The sequence below is a fragment of the Arthrobacter sp. TJ-236 genome (assembly GCF_058269235.1).
In genome coordinates this window covers 105,256-124,189 of sequence record NZ_JBZCNI010000003.1, presented here as the reverse complement: position 1 = coordinate 124,189, position 18,934 = coordinate 105,256, and the positions used below count along the sequence as shown (strand labels likewise).

The following is an 18,934-nucleotide window of genomic DNA, read 5'->3' as shown; positions in this document are numbered from 1 at the left end:
AGGCCCTCGGGCTCGGCCGGGTCACACCACCGAGCTGAAGTGCTCCGCCTTGCCGGTCGGACCGGCCACGATGATCTCGTCGTCGTCGTACAGCGTGGTCTGGGCAGTCGTGTAGTCCCACTCGCCGCCCTTGCGCTTGACGGCCACCACCGTGACGCCGTACTTCGCCCGCAGGCCCGTGGTCCCGAGCTCGCGGTCCCAGTACTCCCTCGGCGGCCTCGTCTTCACCATCGCGAAGTTGTCCGCGAGCTCCACGTAATCGAGCATGGTGCCGCGTACCAGGTGCGCCACGCGCTTGCCCATGTCGTGTTCGGGCCGGATCACGCGCTCCACCCCGAGCTGCGCGAGGATCTGTGCGTGCGGTTCACTGATGGCCTTCGCCCAGATGGTGGGCCGCTCGAAGCGCAAGAGGATCGACGTCGTGAGGATGCTCGCCTCGAGATCGGAACCGATGCCGACCACCACGCGGTCGAACTCCGGCAGGGAGAGCTGGCGCAGCGCTTCCTCCTTCGTGGTGTCCGCGCGGACCACGTGCGTCAGGCGCCCGTTGTAGGACTGGACGATGTCCTCGTCGGCGTCGATCCCGAGGACCTCCGTACCCGCCTCCTCGAGCTCGAGGGCGAGCGCCCCGCCGAAGCGCCCGAGGCCGATCACCGCCACGGAGTCGGCGGCGGCGATCGCCTCGATGGGCCGGGAGGAGAACATGCGTTGCCTAGCCAATGAGCGGCCTTTCCTTCGGGAATTCGTAGTAGAGGGGTTTGGAGCGGAGCGCCAGTGCGGAGGCCAGCGTCACGGGGCCGAGGCGTCCGGCGAACATCACGAGGATCAGCACCACCTGACCCACGGGTGGGATGCCCGCGGTGATGCCCGTGGACAGCCCGACGGTGCCGAAGGCGGAGATCACCTCGAACAGGATGCGGTCGAGGCCGAAATCGGTGATGAGCATCAGGAACATGGTGGCTCCGATGACGAGGCCCACGGCGAGCAGCACGATCGAGATGGCCTGGCGGTGCACCGAGCGCGGGAGGCGCTTCCCGAAGACGTTCACGGCGGTGCCTCCGCTGATCTCGGTGTAGAGGATGAAGAACAGCACACCGAAGGTGGTGATCTTCAGCCCGCCGGCGGTGCCTGCCGGGCCGCCGCCGATGAACATGAGGACGTCCATGACCAGGAGCGTGACAGGGTCCAGAGCGGCGAAATCCACGCTGTTGAAGCCGGCGGTGCGGGTCATCGTGGACTGGAAGAAGCCCGCGAGGATCCGCTCGCCGGGCCGCAACGCTCCGAGCGTGCCCGGGTTGCCCCACTCCAGGGCGGTGATTGCCGCGGACCCCAGCAGCAGCAGCACCACCGTGCCGCTCAGCACGAGCTTGGTGGTCATGTGCCACTTGGCGGGGTAGCGGAAGTGGCGGCGCAGTTCGAAGAGCACGGGGAAGCCGAGCCCGCCGATGATCACCGCCGCGCAGATGGGCAGGCAGATCCAGGGATCCCCTGCGTACCCGATCAGGTTGTCGCTGAAGAGCGCGAAGCCCGCGTTGTTGAAGGCGGAGACGGCATGGAAGACGCCGAGCCACACGGCCTCCCAGAACCCGTGGCCGTACCCGAGCCCGAACCGGGCCGCGAGCAGCACGGCGGTCACCGACTCGACGATCAGGGTGATGCGCAGGACCCCGAGCAGCACCGTCCGCACGTCGCCGATGCCCGCGCTCTTCGTCTCCGCTGCGGCCGAGAGCCGCGAGCGCAAGCCCATGCGCCGCGCCAGGAGCACCCCGAGGAGGGATGCGAAGGCCATGATGCCGAACCCGCCCACCTGGATGAGCGCGAGGATGATCACGTGACCGAGCCCGGTCCAGTACACGGGGGTGTCGACGACGATCAGCCCGGTCACGCACACGGCGGACGTCGCGGTGAAGAGCGCCTCGAGGAGGGTGGCGCTGCCGGCACCCACCTTCGCGGTCGGGATCATCAGGAGCGCGGTCCCGCCGGCGATGGCCGCGGCGAACCCGAGGACGATCACCTGCGCCGGGTGCCGGGGGCTCAGGTGGCGGGCCCAGGCGGCGGAGCGCGTGAGGAACCCGCGGACGACGGCGGAGGCCTGCGCTTCCCGAGGGGTGTCTGTGCTCGGCCTCACGGGAACGCTCGAACCTCCGGCGGTGGGATGACGCTGTGGCGGCATCACGGGAGGGGCCCCGGGCCAGAGGCCATTCAACCCGAGCGGCGCGGCCCCGGAGGGTGTCTTTACGGCTTCTTGATGCTGTGGGCCGTCGGCTTCGTCCCCGCGGACGCGCAGGACGGGGCGTCAGGCCCGGAGGGCTCCGGCCACGTCGGTGAGCCGTGCGACCTCGTGGTCGGGCCGCGTCATGGCCGGCGGGTAGGGCGCTCCGCCACGGTTGAGCCAGACAGTACGGAGACCGGCACGGGAGGCGCCGTCGACGTCCCACGGATGCACCGCGACGAGCACGGCGTCGTCCGCGTCCCGCCCCCGTTCCCCCAGCGCGTACGCGTACGCCTCGGGTGCGGGCTTCCAGAGAGGGGCGTCCTCGACGGACAGGACGGCGGACACCAGGTCGCGGACGCCCGCCCGCTCGAGAAGGCCCGACGCCGTCGCGGCCGCGCCGTTCGTCAGTGCCACCACCTCGTGGCCGGCCTGCGCGAGGTCGCGGATGCCGTCGGCGACGTCGTCGTGCGGCGGGAGCGCCTGCAGCGCGTCGAGGACGTGCGCGACGGCGTCGTCGAGCCCGCGGTTGAGGGGCTGGTCCGCGAGGACGGACCGGAGTGCGCCCTCGGCCACCGTGCGGAAGGCCGGGTTGTCACCGAGGACGGTCAGGGCGAAGCCGTCGCGGAGCACCGCGGAGAACCAGTGCGCCGCCAGGTGGGGCGGCGCCCCGATCTCCTCGACGTGCTGCGCCATGCGGCCCATGTCCGAGAGCGTCTCGTTGACGTCGAGGAGGATCAGGGGAGGTGCCACTACTGGCGGTACCCCTCCACCTGGCTGATGGGCCGGGCGCCGGCGTCCGCGGGGTTCTCTCCGGCGTCGGCCTTGGCTCGGCGCTGGCGGAGCAGGTCCCAGCACTGGTCGAGATCCTCCTCCAGCTTCTTGAGCCGTACGGCGTGATCCTGGTGGGCCTCGCCGTCGCCCGCGTCCTGGGGCTGGTCGCGGAGGTCGTGTTCCTCCTGCACCAGTGCCTGGATGCGCTGCAGGATGTCGTGCTCGTCCATGGTGCCGTCCTTCGTCGTCGTCAGCTGGCTTACTGCTCAGGCTACTGATGCCCTTCCAGGCTGGCTAGGAGCGGCGTCGGCCCGCCCGAATTTGGCGGGCCGGTGAGATGCCCTAAGCTGTTCAGGAACAACCCGCCTGTGTAGCTCAGTCTGGTAGAGCATCCGCTTCACACGCGGAAGGCCCGGGGATCGAGGCCCCGCGCAGGCACGAACACCTGCTGGGAACAGCATCAGGAAGGCCCGTACCGCACGTCGGTACGGGCCTTCCTGCGTCTGATGTGTTCGTCGACGGTGAACAGGAAATCTCTTAGCAGTCGGCCATAGGGAGTGCTAATATCTTCGTAGTTGAGCGGAGGTCGCTCAACCTCGAAGAACCGACTACCGCACACCGTGCGGAACCTGTGAAGGAGTTGTTTCCCGTGGCCATGAAATTCGATCCGTTCCGTGAGCTTGACCGCGTCGCCGGCGCTCTCCTCGATCCCCGTCCCGGGCTGCGTCTCATGCCGATGGACCTCTACCGCGAGAAGGACCACTACGTCCTGTCGGCCGACCTCCCGGGTATCGATCCCGGATCCGTGGACATCGACGTCGACGGCCAGCTCCTGACCATCCGCGCCGAGCGCACCCTGCGCGGGGCGGAGGGCGTGAAGTGGCTGACCCGCGAGCGCGAGAGCGGCTCGTTCCTGCGCCAGCTCAACCTCGGGCAGGGCGTGGACACCGAAGGCATCTCGGCCCGCTACGAAAACGGTGTCCTCAGCGTCACCATCCCCGTCAGCGAGCGAGCCAGGCCCCGCAAGATCGAGGTCGTGAGCGGGGAGTCCTCCACTCCCATCGAGACCGCGACCGTCGAGTCCCCCGCTGGGACCCAGCAGCACTCCGTCGAGGCGTAGTCCCCACCCCGTCAGTACCCCCGGACGCCCGTCCGGGGGTACTGCTGCGTCCGGCCCCGGAAAAGGCTTGCGACGTCGGGGGCCGGACGCCAAGGATGAAGGCATGGACTTCACACCCACCTCAGCCATCGTCACCGGTTCCGATTCCGGCATCGGCCGCGCCACCGCCGTCGCCCTCGCAGCAGCGGGCTGCAACGTGGGGGTGACCTGGCACTCCGACCAGGAGGGCGCGGAGGAGACCGCGCGCCTCGTCCGCGAGAAGGGCGTGCGGGCCGCCGTCGCGCGGCTCGACACCACGGACGCACCCGCCTGCGGTGACGTGGTGGATCAGCTGGCCCGGGAGCTCGGCGGGCTGGACGTCTTCGTCAACAACGCCGGCGTCAACGGCGGCACGCTGTTCATGGAGACGGATTGGGACACGTGGCGCGGAACCCTCGGCGCCAACCTCGACGGCGCCTTCGTGTGCATCCAGCGGGCAGCCCGCCACATGATCGACGGCGGCCGGGGCGGCCGGATCATCGCGGTGACGAGCGTGCACCAGGAGCAGCCGCGTGTGGGGTCCGCCGCTTACGACGCCTCGAAGCACGGCCTGGGCGGCCTCATCCGCACCATCGCCCTTGAGCTGGCGGACCGCGGCATCACCGCTAACGCCGTCCTGCCGGGCGAGATCAACACGCCCATGAACGATTCCGCCGACCAGGACCCGCACACCATGGAACGCCCGGGCATCCCGCTCGGCCGGCCCGGTGCGCCCGAGGAGATCGCGGACGTCGTCGCCTTCCTCGCCTCCGGAGCATCGAGCTACGTCAACGGCGCCTCGTTCGTCGTGGACGGCGGGATGCTCCTGATGGGGCCGCAGGCCGGCTCGCACCTCACGAGCAACGACTGGCGGACGCTCTGACCCCTCCGGTGTGACATCGGGCACAACTTTCAGCAGCCGTTCACGTGGCGTTCAGTCCGTCCCGATACCGTGGCGCTTCCAGCTGCTTCGAAAGGCCCGCCATGGATGCTCCACACACCACTTCCACCGATACAGACCAGCAGGACTGGTCCGGCTTCCGCCGGGGCGAGCGCATCACGCTCCAGCATCCCGCCGGCACGCACCTCCGCGGGGTGCTGGACATGCGCAGCGACGACGCCTCCGTGCTGTGGATCCACCTCAACGACGGCGGTGGGCGGCGCCTGGTGCACCGCGCCGACGGATACCGGGTGCACCGGGGCTGAGCCGGGGCCCCTGCACGAGCCCCGACATGACGAAGGGCGGATCCCTCGAGGGGACCCGCCCTTCGTCATGAAAAACGCATCAGCTGATGCGGGGCCCACCCGAATCCGGGTCGTTCGTCGATGCGTCGGGCAGCGAGCCGTTCGCCGGCGATCCGCCGGAACCGCCGGTCGGCGGGGCCTCCACGTTGCCGCGCCAGGCACCCGTCTCACCGCCGCTCTTCTCGATGAAGTCCTTGAACCGCTTGAGGTCACCCTTCACCTGGGCGGTGTCGGCATTCACGACGGCCCCGATCTTCTCCGTGAAGGTCTCCGGGTGCCAGTCGATCTGCACCATGAGCCGCGTGAGGTTGTCGTCGAGACGGTGGAACGTGACGACTCCCGCATGGGATTCGCCGTCCGTGCTCTTCCATGCGACGCGCTCGTCGGGGTGCTGCTCGGTGATCTCGGCGTCGAACTCGCGCTTGACGCCTCCGATGCTGGTCACCCAGTGCGTGTGGGTGTCCGATGTCTGGGTGATGGAGTCCACTCCGCCCATGAACTGCGGGAAACTCTCGAACTGCGTCCACTGGTTGTAGGCCGTGGTGACCGGTACTGCTACGTCGATCGATTCCTGAACTGAAGCCAAAAGATTCTCCTTCGTAGAGACTCCGGAAGCGCCACGACGCCGTTCTTCAACAGCATTGTGACCGAAACCGTAAGTTCCCTTAGCGTAGGCCGAACCGGTTGGATTTGGCCAACGCACGGGTCTAGGGTGAAAGAAGGTCACCCGGGTCTGATCGGTACGTCATGTGCTCGGCCGGGCGGCGTATTTTTCTCTAGCACTGGAGGATTCATGAAGGCTTCACCCACCCTCACGGACAACATGCAGGCCGTCCTGGTCGATCTCATCGAACTCCACCTGCAGGGCAAGCAGGCCCACTGGAACGTGGTCGGCAAGAACTTCCGGGACATGCACCTGCAGCTGGACGAGATCATCGACGACGCCCGTGCCTTCGCCGACGAGATGGCCGAGCGCATGCGCGCCCTGCACGCCGTACCCGACGGCCGCAGCGTGGCCGTGGCCGAGGGCACGAAGATCCAGCCCTTCCCGTCCGGCCTCGTGTCCACCAAGGACACCGTGGGGCTCGTGGTCAACATGCTGAACGCGGCCGTGAAGACCATGCGCGACGTCCACGACCAGATCGACGAGGAGGACCCCACCACGGCGGACCTGCTCCACGGCTTCATCGGCAAGCTCGAGCAGTACGCCTGGATGGTCGACGCCGAGAACATGGAACCGACGGCGGAGGTCGTCACCCCCGTGGGAACCGAGCACGCGACCGTCTGACGACGGTGTGAGATCTCGCCCGATCACGGGCACACGGATCGCAGGACGAGGGAGGCACCCGAGGGTGCCTCCCTCGTCGCGTTCCGGTGCAGTCCCGGTGCAGTCCCGGTGCATCGCGTTCGAGCGCCGCCGCGTCCCGGCGTCGGGCCACGTACGGACCTCGGTCAGGTGATCGCGCTCCGGACCTCCGCCAGCAGGGATGCCATGTGCTGCTCGGCGGAGGCAGCGTCCCCCACGAGGACATTCGCGGCCACCTGCTCGTGGCTGTGCAGGGCGTGCTCCCTCGGATTCTGCGGCATGAGGCCCTGGTGAGTCCTCCCCGAGAGCACCTCAGCGATGACCTGCCGCAGCGCGACGAACATCTCGTTGCCGCTGGCCTCGAGGATCAGGGCGTGGAACTCGATGTCGATCTCGAGGAACGTCTCCAGCTCGCCGCTCTCGCCCAGGCGGCGCAGCTCGCGGCCCAGGTGGTCGAGGCGGTCCCTCTGGGCGGGTGTGGCGTTCTCGGCGGCGAGCGCCGCCGCGACGGGCTCGACGGCGCGCCGCAGCTGCGTGAGGGACCGGAACTGGTCATCACGGCCCGGCCCGTTCAGGCGCCAGCGGATCACGCGCGGCTCGTACACGTTCCACTGCGAGGGCGCCTGGACCACGAGCCCCACACGCCGCCGCGGGACGATCAGGTTCATGGCCTCGAGGACGCGCATGCAGTCCCTGACGACGGTGCGTGAGACACCGAACCGCTGCTGCAGTCCCTCGATCGTGAGGCGGGACCCGGCAGCGATGACGCCGTCCACGATGTCCTGACCCAGGGCATCGATGATCCGCGTGTGGAACACCGTCGCCGTCGCGGGTCCCTTCGCCTCAGCGGCCGATGACGACGTGCCTGCGGTCGGCATCGTTCCCGCTGCCTGTTCCTTCTGTTCCTTCTGTTCCCCGTGGCCCGCAGGCAGGAGCGGGGGCATCGACTGCGCTGTCATGCTCCTCCTCCGGGAGAACGTCGGCCGCCATGTACGCACGGCAGAGGGTGATCACCCCACCCTAGGGCGATCATCCGGGCTTCGAAAGGTACTACTTTTCAGAAATCAAAGGTGATACCTTTGCCGAATCGTGATGCAGCGCACAGCACGCATCGAGTGCACCGACGAAGGAGTCAGCATGGGAACACCGCGCCACATCGTGGTGATGGGGATCTCGGGATCCGGCAAGACCACGATCGCCACCCGGCTCGCCGAGCGCCTGAGGTGGGTCTTCGCCGAGGCGGACGAGTTCCATCCGGCCGCCAACATCGAGAAGATGTCCGCCGGCACCCCCCTGACGGACGAGGACCGCTGGCCGTGGCTCGACGCCATGCAGGCGTGGATGACCGAGCAGGCGCAGGCCGGTCGGAGCACCGTGGTGACCTGCTCGGCCCTCAAGCGCTCCTACCGCGACGTCCTCACGCAGGCAGAGGGCACCACCAGCTTCGTCCACCTGATCGGGGACACGAACCTGATCCTCGACCGCATGAAGACCCGCACCGGCCACTTCATGCCGCAGTCCCTCCTGCCCTCGCAGATCAGCACGCTCGAGCCACTGGAACCCGACGAGCACGGCGTGAAGATCGAGAACATCGGAACCCCCGACGAGGTCACGGAGCGCGTCGTCTCCGAGCTCGACCTCCGCAGCACCTGACCACCCCCCGATCGTCCCGTCCCCACCGAAGGAACCTCCATGCCCATCGAAGGTTGGACCCAGAGCCTCACCGCCGGTCCGCTCCTCCTGATCGCCGCGGCGGCGATCCTCGCCCTGCTCTTCCTGATCATCAAGCTCCGCATCCACGCGTTCGTGTCGCTGATCCTCATCAGCCTCGCGACCGCCTTCGCCACGGGCATCCCCACCTCGCAGATCGTCACCGTCCTCGTGGGCAGCTTCGGCTCCACCCTGGGTGCGGTGGCGCTGCTCGTGGGGCTCGGCGCCATGCTCGGCCGCCTGGTGGAGACGAGCGGTGGAGCGAAGGTGCTCGCCGACTACCTGATCAGGGTCTTCGGTGAGAACAGGGCGCCCCTGGCGCTCGGCATCGCTTCCCTGATCTTCGGGTTCCCCATCTTCTTCGACGCCGGGCTCGTGGTCATGCTGCCCGTGGTGTTCTCGGTGGCACGGCGCCTCGGCGGCGGCGTACTCCGTTACGGCCTCCCGGCTGCGGGCGCCTTCTCCGTCATGCACATCTTCGTACCGCCGCATCCGGGACCCGTGGCCGCATCGGAGTTCTTCGGCGCGAACGTCGGCGTGGTCATCATGGTGGGCCTCGTGGCAGCCATCCCCACCTGGTACGTCACCTCCTACCTCTACGGGTTGTGGGCGGGCAAGAAGTACGTGCTACCCGTGCCCGAGCTGCTCGGTACCGCGGACGAGCACGCCGAGGCGAACCCGCCGAAGTTCGGGACGGTCGTCGGGATCCTGCTGCTGCCACTCCTGCTGATCTTCCTCAACACCGGGCTCAACACCGCCGCACGGTCAGGTGCGTTCGACGAGACCCTCACCGAACAGGGCTGGTTCCAGTTCCTCCGCACGCTCGGCGAGACGCCGGTGGCGCTGCTGATCTCGCTGCTCGTGGCCTCGTACGTCCTGGGGCGCCGTCGTGGCATCGACAAGACCGTCCTCGAGAGCACGCTCGAATCCGCCCTCGGCCCGGTCTGCTCCGTCATCCTCATCACGGGCGCCGGCGGCATGTTCGGTGGAGTGCTCCGGACCAGCGGCATCGGTGACGCCCTCGCGAACGTCCTGGGCGATCTCGGCATCCCGATCATCCTCGCCGGGTTCCTCATCGCCGCGATCCTCCGCATCGCACAGGGCTCCGCCACCGTGGCGCTGACCACCGCGGCCGGCCTGATCTCACCCGCCATCGCGGCGGGCGACTACAACGCCCTGCAGCTCGCAGCGCTCGTCGTCGCCGTCGCCGGTGGTTCGGTGGTGGCGAGTCACGTCAACGACTCCGGGTTCTGGCTCGTGGGCCGGTTCCTCAACATGGACGTCAAGACGACGCTGAAGACCTGGACCGTCATGGAGACGACCATCGGCCTGATGGGCTTCGTCATCGCCGCCGGGGTCTTCGCCCTCGCCTCCGTGGGCTAGCGACGCTTCCCCCGGGACCTTGCAGGCCCACCCTGCTTCGTCCCGGGGGTGTTCGGACGGCCCGCCCTCGGATTCGCGGACCCGCTCGCACCCTTGGCCGTCGCCTTCTTCGCCGCGGCCTTCTGCGCCGCGGACCGTTTCGGCGCCTCACGCTGGGAGGGCTGCCGGGAGCTCTGCGCCGTGCGCCCCCGGACGATTCCGATGAACTCCTCGACGTCGTCGGACTCGTCCTCCACACGCCACGCGATACCGATGGTGGTCGTCGCGACACCGGGAACCGGACGGTGCACGGCGTCCTTCCGCGCGTACAGGCGGGCCAGCGACATGGGCAGGACGACGACGCCGGCACCCGACGCCGCCACCTCGACGGCCAGCCGCGCACCCCCGCATGCGACGACGTCGAGCAGCGTCTCGCCGTCGAGCTCCTCGGCCGGGACGTCGTCGTACAGCGAGAGCTCGTTCTCCCGCGACATGACCACCACGGGTTGCTCCTCGTAGAGCGGGATCAGATGGAAGCCGGCCCGGTCCACGGGAAGCCGGACGAAGGCGACGTCGTCGGATCCGGCCCTCAGGGCGGCGAGGGGATCGTCGTCGTGCTGGTGGAGTTCCAGCGGCACGTCAGGATGGCGCTCACGCCAGCGCGCCACCCACTTCCCGGGAGTCACGCCCGGCACGAAGCCGACGGACAGGGATCGGGACTGGTCGGCGTGCACCTCATCACAGTAGCCTCCGGGCCCTGCGGCGGGTGGATGGGCCGGGTCCGCCCGTTAAGCTGGGAGGATGACTCCCTCGAAGACGCCGCAAACGCTGAAGCCCGCCACCGCGGCCAAGAAACTGGGGATCTACCTGCCCGCTGCTCCGCAGGAGTTCCAGGAGACGGAGTTGACGCGCGCCGAGTTCAACGAACTCCAGCAGACCCCGCCCGAGTGGCTCGCCGAACTGCGCCGCACCGGCCCGCATCCCCGCCCCGTCGTCGCGCAGAAGCTGGGGATCTCCATCGGCGGTCTCGCCCGCGGAGGGGTCACCGATCCCCTCACGAGCGAGCAGATCACGGCACTGCTGCAGGACCCGCCGGCCTGGCTGGTCGCGGAGCGGTCCACGCAGGCCGCCGTCCGCGCGGAGGCCGCACGGGTCAAGGAGCGCGCAGCGAGCACCACCGCCGACACCGAGTAATCATCGGATAGTGGTCGTCGGGTCGTCCGGCAAGTCGTCCGGCGGCTCGACCCAGCGGCATGGCCCTGAGGCTTGGTCCGGCGCCGGCGAACAAAGCCGGTCCTCTTCCGTCGACCCTGACTCGGTGTGGAAAGACGCGCCGGGGCACGACGGCGCCGTCCTCGTGCCCCCGTGAGCGGCTCCTGGGCGTGCGTCCCTGAGCGTGCCTCCAGCGTTCCTGTGTGTCGGCGGGTCTCCGTGTGTCCGTATCGGCGACATCCCTGTGCCCCTGTATGTCGGCACGTCCCCGTGCCCGGCGTGTCTCGTGTCCTGTGTCCTGTGTGCCGTGTCTCCGGAGGACGTCATGGCCCGTCGCCTCACGCCGCGCAGGCTCTGAGAAAGCCCTGTGCGCGTTCGTGATCCGGGCGCACGCCTACCATGGAAGTGCCGAATTCCTGCGAAGGCGCGCCGATTGACTTAATCGAACACGTATTCGAATATTGGTGGGTGACGCCCTCAGCTGCCGGCCATGCCCTCGAGTGGGATGAGCCGTACCCCGACGCTGAAGCGCCACGTCCCGACGCCCCCGGCACCTCCGCGACCCGTGGCCGCGGGGATGTCGCACAGGATCTCCAGTCCCGCATCAACAGCATGCAGGCTCCCACCCTCGATTCACGGAGACTGCCCACTGTTCCGGCCCTGGCGCGGATCCTGCCCGGCGGCGGACTGCAATCGGGTGGCTCCTACGCCGTCCGCAACTCCACCACCCTCGCCATGGCCCTGCTCGCGGGCCCGTCGTCCACGGGCTCCTGGTGCAGCGTCATCGGCATCCCGGACTTCAGCGTGGAGGCAGCACAGGGGTTCGGCATCAATCTCGAACGCCTCATCCTGATCCCCGATCCCGGAAGCCAGTGGCTCACGGTCACCGCAGCACTCGTGGACGTCGTCTCGATCGTCCTCACCCGCGCCCCGGAACACCTCGCCCCCACGGAATGGGCCCGGCTCAAGGCCAGGCTCCGCCAACGGGGAGCAGCGCTGATCACGCTGGGTGCCTGGAAGCAGAGCGACTCGACGCTCGGCGTCGCCGAGAGCGCCTGGGAGGGCCTCGGCGCAGGCACCGGACACCTGCGGGGACGCCGGATGAAGATCACCGCGACCCAACCCTCGGGCAGGCTCCGTCACGCCTACGTGGGGCTCACGGATCTGCAGGGCGTGGCCGCGGTGGAACCGGCGGCGTCGCACCCGGCGGGTACGCCCGTCGGAATCCCCGCAGGGGTCCCCGCCGGGGTCCCCGCAGGCCTTCCCGCCGGCCTTCCCATGGGTGACGCCGCACCCGGCCTGTTCGAGCCGCTACTGGTGAAGTCCTCGTGACCGCGTCCCCGTCGGTTCCGTCCCTGACGCCTGCCGCACCCACGGCCACCCGGATCATGATGCTCTGGTGCCCCGACTGGCCCATCACCGCAGCGCTCCGCGAGCACGCCCTGCCCACCGACGCTGCACTCGCGCTCGTGGAGCGGGGTGAGGTCTTCGCCTGCTCTCCCGCCGCTCGCCAGGACGGCGTGAAGAGGGGTCTGCGTATCCGCGAAGCACAGGCACGCAGCACCGGACTGGTGTGCCTGCCCTACGATCCCTCCCTGGACGACCGCACCTTCGAACCGGTGACCGCCGCGGTGGAGACCATCATGCCCGGCGTCCAGGTGATCCGGCCCGGACTGTGCGCCATCAGGGTCAAGGGGCCCTCGCGCTACTACGGCGGCGAGGACAAGGCGGCGGACGTGGTCTTCGCGACACTCGAGGCCATGGGGCTCACGGACGTGCGGATCGGCATCGCGGACGGTCCGTTCGCCGCCGAGCAGGCCGCCAAGGCCACGGACCAGGTGGAGGAGCTGGACACCGAGCGCCTCGTCGTCATCCCGCCCGGACGCTCGCCCCTGTTCCTCAGCAGCTACCCCCTGGAGATCCTCGAGGTACCGAAACTCGCCGTCCTGCTGAAGCGCCTGGGTATCCGTTCCCTCGGCGACTTCGCGGCGCTCAAGGCCTCGGACGTCCGGAACCGCTTCGGGATCGAGGGGGCGATCGCGCACCGCCAGGCGAGCGGCCTCGACCACCGGAACGTCGTGGCGCGGAAACCGCCACCGGACCTGGACACCCAGGCCGATTTCGAGCCCCCGCTCGCCCGTATCGACCAGCTCGCCTTCGCGTTCCGCACGAAGGCCGAGGAGTTCGTGGGGGCGCTCCGTGACGCGGGGCTGGTGTGCAGCGCCCTGCACGTCTCGCTGCACACGGAATCGGGGGAGGTCTCCGAGCGCCGCTGGCAGCATCCGCGCTGGTTCGACGCCGACGACGTCGTGGACCGCGTGCGCTGGCAGCTCCAGGGCACCAACGCGTCCGATCACGGCCTGACCTCCGGCATCAGCCGTGTCCACGTGGTCCCGGACATCGTCGAGGACCTCGCCGACCACGCCGACGGCCTGTGGGGCACGGGACCGGACGAGGGAATCCACCACGGGCTCGCCCGCGTGCAGAGCATGCTCGGGCACGGCGCCGTGCTCACCGCGATCATCGCCGGCGGGCGGTTGCTCGCTGACCGCCGGGTGTTCATCCCGTGGGGGGACACGCCGTCGGACCCGCAGCAGTCCGGGAAGGCCTCGGTCAGGAACCGGGAGCAGCCCTGGCCCGGGCGGGTGCCCGGACCGGCACCCGCCACGGTGTTCGCGCATCCCGTGCCCGCCGTCGTCGTGGATTCCCGCGGCAACCCTGTGGACGTGGACCCCCGCGGCGTCCTCAGCGCCGACCCTGCGTTCTTCAGTGCGGGGCCCGACGACGACCGCCGGACCGTGCACTCCTGGACCGGACCCTGGCCCATCAACGAACGCTGGTGGGACCCGAAGGGCCGTGTCCTCAACCGCTTCCAGGTGGTGGACCGGTCGGGCTCCGCCTGGCTGCTCCTGCTCGAGGACCATGCATGGTGGGTCGAGGCCGGCTACGACTGACCCGACGGCTGACTCGGAGCACCGGAGCACCGGAGCACAGACGACACCGCACACACGCACGCACACACGAGATCCGAACGGGGAGGCACCATGGGCTGGAACAACCCACCCATTCCGTGGTCGGACTTCGAGCGGAGCCTGTCCGACACCCGCCCCGGCTCCCCTCCTCTCGGGGCGGACGGCGGGGACAGCCCCGCGTGGTCGCGGAAGCGGCAGCCGTACACGGCACCGCCTGAGGCATCCGCGCCCGAGGGCCCGGTGGTGCCGTACGCGGAACTGCACGTCCACTCGAACTTCAGCTTCCTCGACGGCGCCTCGAGCCCCGAGCACCTCGCCGAGGAGGCCCAGCGGCTGGGCCTCTCGGGCATGGCCCTCACCGATCACGACGGCCTGTACGGCGCAGTGCACTTCGCCGAGGCGGCCGAGAAGTACCCGGGCTTCTCCACCATGTACGGCACGGAGCTCTCCCTCGAACTGACGAAACCCCAGAACGGTGAGGCGGATCCCGAGGGGCGGCACCTCCTCGTCATCGCGCGCGGATCCGAGGGGTACCACCGCCTGTCCACGGCCATCACCGAGGCCCAGCTCGCCGTCGACGCCGAGAAGGGGAAGCCCCGCTACGACCTCGAGAGCCTCGCCGCCCACGCCGACGGCCGGTGGATGGTGCTCACGGGCTGCCGGAAGGGCGCCGTCCGCTCGGCGCTCGCGGCCGAAGGTGACGCCGCGGCCGAGGCGGAGGTCCGTGCGCTCGTCGAGCTGTTCGGCAGGGACTCGGTCGCCGTCGAGCTCATCGATCAGGGCAACCCGCTGGACTCCGCGCACAACGACGCCCTGACCGCCGTCGCGCTGCGCCTGAAGCTGCCCACCGTGGCCACCAACAACGTGCACTACGCCACCCCGAAACAGCACCGGCTCGCTTCCGCACTCGCCGCGGTGCGGGCCCGCCGGAGCCTCGATCAGATGGACGGCTGGCTCCCCGCCGCAGGGTCTGCGCACCTGCGCAGCGGCGCCGAGATGGCACGGCGGTTCAGGGACTACCCCGGGGCCGTGGAGCGCACGGTGGACATCGCCGCCGATCTCTCCTTCACCCTGCGTAGCGTGAAACCCGGGCTGCCGAACATCGACCTGCCGGAGGGCCACACGCAGATGAGCTACCTCCGCGAGCTCGTCTGGCGGGGGGCGGACAAGCTCTACGGTGGGCGGGAGGACGTACGGGAGAGGATCGAGCGGGAGCTCGACGTCATCGAGGACAAGAACTTCCCGGGCTACTTCCTGATCGTCCACGACCTCGTGCACTATGCGCGTCGCAACGGCATCCTGTGCCAGGGGCGGGGCTCGGCGGCCAATTCGGCGGTCTGCTACCTCCTGGAGATCACCGCCGTCGATTCCATCAAGTACCAGCTCCCCTTCGAGCGGTTCCTCTCGAGCATGCGCGACGAGGAACCGGACATCGACGTCGACTTCGACTCGGACCGCCGCGAGGAGGTCATCCAGTACGTCTACCGGAAGTACGGGCGCTTCAACGCCGCGCAGGTGGCCAACGTGATCACCTACCGGCCCAAGTTCGCCGTCCGGGACATGGCGAAGGCCCTCGGCCACAGCCCCGGCCAGCAGGACGCCTGGTCCAAGCAGATCGAGCGGTGGGGCGGGCTGGTCTCCAGCGACGACCACGACATCCCGGAATCCGTGGTGGGCCTGGCGCAGGAGGTCCTGAAGTTCCCGAGACACATGGGCATCCACTCCGGGGGCATGGTGCTCACGGACCGCCCGGTCGGCGAGGTGTGCCCGATCGAGCACGGGCGCATGGACGGCCGGACGGTCCTGCAGTGGGACAAGGACGACTGCGCGTGGATGGGCCTCGTGAAGTTCGACCTCCTGGGCCTCGGGATCCTCGCCGCCATCCAGTACAACTTCGACCTCGTGGAACGGCACTTCGGGGAGCGGTGGGAACTGCACTCCATCCCGAAGGAGGAGCAGGGGGTCTACGACATGCTGTGCTTCGCGGACTCCGTGGGCGTCTTCCAGGTGGAGAGCCGCGCGCAGATGGGCATGCTGCCCCGCCTGCTGCCCCGTCAGTTCTACGACCTCGTGATCGAGGTGGCCCTCGTGCGGCCGGGGCCCATCCAGGGCGGCGCCGTGCACCCCTACGTCAAGAGGAAGACCGGGGAGGAGGAGGTCCGGTACATCCACCCCGACCTCAAGCCCGTCCTCGAGCGGACGCTCGGCGTTCCCCTGTTCCAGGAACAGCTGATGCAGATGGCCATGGTGGTGGGCGGCTGCTCGGGGGCGGACGCCGATGTGCTGCGCCGGGCCATGGGGTCCAAGCGGGGCGAGGAGCGGATCGACTCCCTCAAGGCGAAGCTCTACGAGGGCATGGAGTCGAACGGGATCACCGGTGAGGTCGCGGACACCATTTACAACAAGATCCACGCGTTCGCGAACTTCGGGTTCGCCGAGAGCCACTCGATCAGCTTCGCGCTCCTCGTGTACGTCAGCGCGTGGTTGCGGCTCCATTACCCGGGTGCGTTCCTCGCGGCCCTGCTGCGCGCGCAGCCCATGGGTTTCTACTCGCCGCAGACCCTCGTGGCGGACGCCCGGCGGCACGGGGCCGTCGTCCTCCGGCCAGACATCCTCCACTCGGGCGTCCACGCGGACCTCGAACCCCTCGAGGGCTTCGAGCCGCCGGAGGATCCCCGCGAGCGGGCCACCGGCATGGCGTGCTGCCTGGAGGACGAGCAGCCGCCCGTGGGGTACTTCGATCGCGACACCCCGTTCGATTCCACGCCCCATCGGCGCGACGGTAACTACGCGGTGCGGCTCGGCCTCGCGAGCGTGGAGAGTCTCGGGCTGAAGCTCGCCGAGAGGATCGTCGCCGAACGGGAGGAGAACGGGCCGTACGAGGACATGCCGGACCTCGCCCGCCGCACGGGGGTCAACGCGGGTCAGCTCGAAGCCCTCTCGGCGTCCGGGGCGTTCGACTCGATGGGTCTGAGCCGCCGCGAGGCCCTGTGGAACGCAGGGCCGGCCTCCACGGAGCGGGAGGGCCAGATCAAGGGGACGGCCGTCTACATCCAGCCGCCGCTGCTGCCGGAGCTCTCGGACATCGACAAGGTGGGTTCGGACCTGTGGTCCACCGGCATCACCCCGGACGACCACCCGGTGCGGCACGTCCGCGCCAGGTTGAGGCGCAGGGGTGCCCTGAGCGCCGTCGAACTGAAGTCGGCTGAATCCGGGAGGCGGGTCGAGGTGGCGGGGGTGGTGACGCACCGGCAGCGACCGGCGACGGCGAGCGGCATCACGTTCATGAACCTCGAGGACGAGACCGGGCTGGTCAACGTCATCTGCTCGGTCGGAGTGTGGCAGCGGCACCGCCGCGTGGCCCGCGAGGCGAGCAGCGTGATCGTGCGCGGGATCCTGGAACGCTCAGCCGAGGGGATCGTCAATGTGGTCGCCGACCGCATCGAGGTGCTGCAACTCAAGGCGACCACGAAGTCCCGCGACTTCCGCTGACCGGCGGGGAGCCGGTCAGCAGGAGCCGCGAGGACCGTCGTACTTCGTGGTCCCTACTCGGTGTCGCGCGTGGTCTGCTCCGCGAGCGTGTCCCAGAAGGAGGTGTCGGCGGTGTCGATGGAACCGTCGGCGATGGCACGTGCCGTGGCGTCGAGCGTCGTCACCGTCTGCTTGATCAGGTAGCCGTTGCTCTTCTGTCCCAGCACCGCGGACTCGGCGGTGTTGTCGGACATGCCGCGCATCTCGAACAGCAGGGTGGAGATTCCGTACTCGACGGCGATCCCGTTACGGCTGATCGTCTCCGCGGAGCCGCCCACGTACCGGCCGAGGTGGCCCCAGCCGGTCGAATCGACGGCGTCGAACACCACGGCCCCGAGGCGCTTGGACCCCTCGACGACGTCCGCCGTCGCATTCTCGGTGGTCGGGAACAGGATGGAGCCGGAGACGAGCTCGCCGTCACGCTCGCTCTGCGTGCCCTGGTGGTGCAGGTCGATCATGTAGTCGATGTCGTACGCACGCATCACGTTCTGATGGAGGGCCTGCGTCTCCGGCTGGATCTTCGCCACGTGGTCACGGTTGAGGTCCGTGCCGGTCGCGTTGGCACGCGTCAGCGTGCGTCCGCCGTCGGCGATGTAACCGTCGAGGGGGAAGTCGACGTCGCCCATGGCGCCGTCGGGGTTGAGCATGGGGACGATCAGGATGTTCACGCCGTCGAGCACACCCTTCGTCTTGCCCGTCCCGAGGTGCTTGATGTACTCGAGGGCACCCTCCGTGGTCAGCTGCTCGTTCCCGTGCTGCTGCGTCAAGTACAGGATGGTCGGGTTGCTGGGGTCGGAGATGTACTTCGCGAGGTAGAGGTCACGGCCCTTGACCGACTGCCCGATCACCTCGAGCTCCATCGCGGGCTGGCGTGCGTCCTGCTTCTGCAGTTCGGCGACCACCTCGTCGTAGGTGCGGAGGATCGAGGTGTTGATCGTCTCGTTCCCGCCGTAGTTCGGGCCCTCACCGACGGCGACGGCGGGTGCTGCTGCGGCGCCCGATGCCAGCAGGGCTGCCAACGACAGGGCGGTGATCGTCCTGGATGTTCTCATGCTCGTTCTCCTCAGGGGTGCGAAAAGGTGCTGCGACAGTGGTGCGCAGGGTCCGGGGATGGTTCGATGCGAGTACCGCACGGACGCGGTGCAGACAGTGAAACGCCACCCCTTGCTTGTGTCAACCAGTTTCGGAATCGTCGACGGTCTGGGCGCGCGTATCCGGGCATGAGAAAAGGGCCCCCGCCGAGCGGGAGCCCTTGACCGTTCTTCACTGTGCGCGAGGGGGGATTTGAACCCCCACACCCTTTCGGATACTGGCACCTGAAGCCAGCGCGTCTGCCGTTCCGCCACTCGCGCAATTCGAGATTCCACGCACGGGCGCCTGACGCCCGCGGTGTGAACAGCAGAGTCAAGCATAGCCGAATGCTGCGGCGTTCGCCTAAACCGGGGCACGACGACGGCGGTCGGCGGAACGCG

18 protein-coding genes and 2 tRNA genes are annotated in these 18,934 nt (G+C 69.0%); 11 read left to right on the top strand and 9 right to left on the bottom strand.

The genetic code is table 11. The features are described 5' to 3' along the window. Window positions 1-21: 21 nt before the first annotated feature. The 4 genes from AC4D16_RS12795 to AC4D16_RS12780 all read right to left on the bottom strand — a co-directional run bounded on the left by AC4D16_RS12795 (window position 22) and on the right by AC4D16_RS12780 (window position 3,216). Complete coding sequence (locus AC4D16_RS12795) at window positions 22-705, bottom strand: potassium channel family protein (RefSeq protein ID WP_490950125.1); 684 nt, start codon at window positions 703-705, stop codon at window positions 22-24. Between the two features lie 7 nt (window positions 706-712). Further along, entirely contained in the window at window positions 713-2,128 is a 1,416-nt protein-coding gene (locus AC4D16_RS12790; protein WP_490955265.1) for a TrkH family potassium uptake protein, read from the bottom strand. A 168-nt stretch (window positions 2,129-2,296) separates the two neighbouring features. After that, a complete protein-coding gene (locus tag AC4D16_RS12785) occupies window positions 2,297-2,965 on the bottom strand; it encodes a haloacid dehalogenase type II (protein WP_490955264.1) in 669 nt (222 codons plus the stop codon). Beyond that, window positions 2,965-3,216, bottom strand: coding sequence for a DUF2630 family protein (locus AC4D16_RS12780; protein WP_490949853.1), 252 nt, complete (start codon window positions 3,214-3,216; stop codon window positions 2,965-2,967). The genes AC4D16_RS12785 and AC4D16_RS12780 overlap by 1 nt, the downstream gene beginning before the upstream one ends. A gap of 134 nt (window positions 3,217-3,350) precedes the next feature. Between AC4D16_RS12780 and AC4D16_RS12775 the strand changes: the two genes are divergently transcribed. The 4 genes from AC4D16_RS12775 to AC4D16_RS12760 all read left to right on the top strand — a co-directional run bounded on the left by AC4D16_RS12775 (window position 3,351) and on the right by AC4D16_RS12760 (window position 5,330). Then, a tRNA-Val gene (locus tag AC4D16_RS12775) sits at window positions 3,351-3,424 on the top strand. Between the two features lie 217 nt (window positions 3,425-3,641). Continuing rightward, window positions 3,642-4,106 carry an Hsp20/alpha crystallin family protein gene (locus AC4D16_RS12770; RefSeq protein ID WP_490950126.1) on the top strand — a complete coding sequence of 155 codons (465 nt, stop codon included), beginning with the start codon at window positions 3,642-3,644 and terminating at the stop codon, window positions 4,104-4,106. A 103-nt stretch (window positions 4,107-4,209) separates the two neighbouring features. After that, on the top strand, window positions 4,210-5,007 hold the full coding sequence (locus AC4D16_RS12765; protein ID WP_490949854.1) for an SDR family oxidoreductase: 798 nt from the start codon (window positions 4,210-4,212) through the stop codon (window positions 5,005-5,007). A 101-nt stretch (window positions 5,008-5,108) separates the two neighbouring features. After that, entirely contained in the window at window positions 5,109-5,330 is a 222-nt protein-coding gene (locus tag AC4D16_RS12760) for a hypothetical protein (RefSeq protein WP_490949855.1), read from the top strand. 79 nt (window positions 5,331-5,409) lie between these two features. Here AC4D16_RS12760 and AC4D16_RS12755 read toward each other — a convergent pair whose 3' ends face one another. Beyond that, on the bottom strand, window positions 5,410-5,955 hold the full coding sequence (locus AC4D16_RS12755; RefSeq protein ID WP_490949856.1) for an SRPBCC family protein: 546 nt from the start codon (window positions 5,953-5,955) through the stop codon (window positions 5,410-5,412). A gap of 207 nt (window positions 5,956-6,162) precedes the next feature. Here AC4D16_RS12755 and AC4D16_RS12750 point away from each other — a divergent pair, with 207 nt between their 5' ends. Further along, entirely contained in the window at window positions 6,163-6,657 is a 495-nt protein-coding gene (locus AC4D16_RS12750; protein WP_490949857.1) for a Dps family protein, read from the top strand. A 164-nt stretch (window positions 6,658-6,821) separates the two neighbouring features. On the opposite strand, the gene AC4D16_RS12745 is transcribed toward AC4D16_RS12750, so the two are convergent. Continuing rightward, window positions 6,822-7,634, bottom strand: coding sequence for a FadR/GntR family transcriptional regulator (locus AC4D16_RS12745; protein WP_490955263.1), 813 nt, complete (start codon window positions 7,632-7,634; stop codon window positions 6,822-6,824). Between the two features lie 178 nt (window positions 7,635-7,812). Between AC4D16_RS12745 and AC4D16_RS12740 the strand changes: the two genes are divergently transcribed. Both AC4D16_RS12740 and AC4D16_RS12735 read left to right on the top strand, forming a co-directional pair. Then, a complete protein-coding gene (locus AC4D16_RS12740; protein WP_490949859.1) occupies window positions 7,813-8,328 on the top strand; it encodes a gluconokinase in 516 nt (171 codons plus the stop codon). A 39-nt stretch (window positions 8,329-8,367) separates the two neighbouring features. Next, the gene (locus AC4D16_RS12735; protein ID WP_490949860.1) at window positions 8,368-9,768 is read left to right on the top strand and encodes a GntP family permease; all 1,401 of its coding nucleotides are present in this window, start codon (window positions 8,368-8,370) and stop codon (window positions 9,766-9,768) included. On the opposite strand, the gene AC4D16_RS12730 is transcribed toward AC4D16_RS12735, so the two are convergent. Continuing rightward, the gene (locus AC4D16_RS12730) at window positions 9,765-10,481 is read right to left on the bottom strand and encodes a LysR family substrate-binding domain-containing protein (RefSeq protein WP_490949861.1); all 717 of its coding nucleotides are present in this window, start codon (window positions 10,479-10,481) and stop codon (window positions 9,765-9,767) included. The genes AC4D16_RS12735 and AC4D16_RS12730 overlap by 4 nt on opposite strands. Window positions 10,482-10,548: 67 nt before the next feature. On the opposite strand from AC4D16_RS12730, the gene AC4D16_RS12725 reads away from it, so the two are divergent. The 4 genes from AC4D16_RS12725 (at window position 10,549) to AC4D16_RS12710 (ending at window position 17,423) form a co-directional block, all read left to right on the top strand. Beyond that, on the top strand, window positions 10,549-10,941 hold the full coding sequence (locus tag AC4D16_RS12725) for a DUF5997 family protein (protein ID WP_490949862.1): 393 nt from the start codon (window positions 10,549-10,551) through the stop codon (window positions 10,939-10,941). Between the two features lie 486 nt (window positions 10,942-11,427). After that, entirely contained in the window at window positions 11,428-12,291 is an 864-nt protein-coding gene (gene imuA' / locus AC4D16_RS12720; RefSeq protein ID WP_490949863.1) for a DnaE2-dependent mutagenesis accessory factor ImuA', read from the top strand. After that, complete coding sequence (locus AC4D16_RS12715; protein WP_490949864.1) at window positions 12,288-13,913, top strand: DNA polymerase Y family protein; 1,626 nt, start codon at window positions 12,288-12,290, stop codon at window positions 13,911-13,913. Before imuA' ends, AC4D16_RS12715 begins: the two co-directional genes overlap by 4 nt. Before the next feature lie 90 nt (window positions 13,914-14,003). Beyond that, a complete protein-coding gene (locus tag AC4D16_RS12710) occupies window positions 14,004-17,423 on the top strand; it encodes an error-prone DNA polymerase (RefSeq protein WP_490955262.1) in 3,420 nt (1,139 codons plus the stop codon). Window positions 17,424-17,476: 53 nt separating this feature from the next. Here AC4D16_RS12710 and AC4D16_RS12705 read toward each other — a convergent pair whose 3' ends face one another. After that, complete coding sequence (locus AC4D16_RS12705; protein ID WP_490949866.1) at window positions 17,477-18,514, bottom strand: M14 family zinc carboxypeptidase; 1,038 nt, start codon at window positions 18,512-18,514, stop codon at window positions 17,477-17,479. A gap of 217 nt (window positions 18,515-18,731) precedes the next feature. Next, window positions 18,732-18,814 (bottom strand) — tRNA-Leu (locus AC4D16_RS12700). Window positions 18,815-18,934: the final 120 nt, after the last annotated feature.

Bases quoted from the DNA above. Each gene is read 5' to 3' on its own strand.
- AC4D16_RS12795 (WP_490950125.1), bottom strand. From the start codon at position 705: ATGTTCTCCTCCCGGCCCATCGAGGCGATCGCCGCCGCCGACTCCGTG.
- AC4D16_RS12780 (WP_490949853.1), bottom strand. From the start codon at position 3,216: ATGGACGAGCACGACATCCTGCAGCGCATCCAGGCACTGGTGCAGGAG.
- AC4D16_RS12770 (WP_490950126.1), top strand. From the start codon at position 3,642: ATGAAATTCGATCCGTTCCGTGAGCTTGACCGCGTCGCCGGCGCTCTC.
- AC4D16_RS12765 (WP_490949854.1), top strand. From the start codon at position 4,210: ATGGACTTCACACCCACCTCAGCCATCGTCACCGGTTCCGATTCCGGC.
- AC4D16_RS12760 (WP_490949855.1), top strand. From the start codon at position 5,109: ATGGATGCTCCACACACCACTTCCACCGATACAGACCAGCAGGACTGG.
- AC4D16_RS12750 (WP_490949857.1), top strand. From the start codon at position 6,163: ATGAAGGCTTCACCCACCCTCACGGACAACATGCAGGCCGTCCTGGTC.
- AC4D16_RS12745 (WP_490955263.1), bottom strand. From the start codon at position 7,634: ATGACAGCGCAGTCGATGCCCCCGCTCCTGCCTGCGGGCCACGGGGAA.
- AC4D16_RS12740 (WP_490949859.1), top strand. From the start codon at position 7,813: ATGGGAACACCGCGCCACATCGTGGTGATGGGGATCTCGGGATCCGGC.
- AC4D16_RS12735 (WP_490949860.1), top strand. From the start codon at position 8,368: ATGCCCATCGAAGGTTGGACCCAGAGCCTCACCGCCGGTCCGCTCCTC.
- AC4D16_RS12725 (WP_490949862.1), top strand. From the start codon at position 10,549: ATGACTCCCTCGAAGACGCCGCAAACGCTGAAGCCCGCCACCGCGGCC.
- AC4D16_RS12710 (WP_490955262.1), top strand. From the start codon at position 14,004: ATGGGCTGGAACAACCCACCCATTCCGTGGTCGGACTTCGAGCGGAGC.
- AC4D16_RS12705 (WP_490949866.1), bottom strand. From the start codon at position 18,514: ATGAGAACATCCAGGACGATCACCGCCCTGTCGTTGGCAGCCCTGCTG.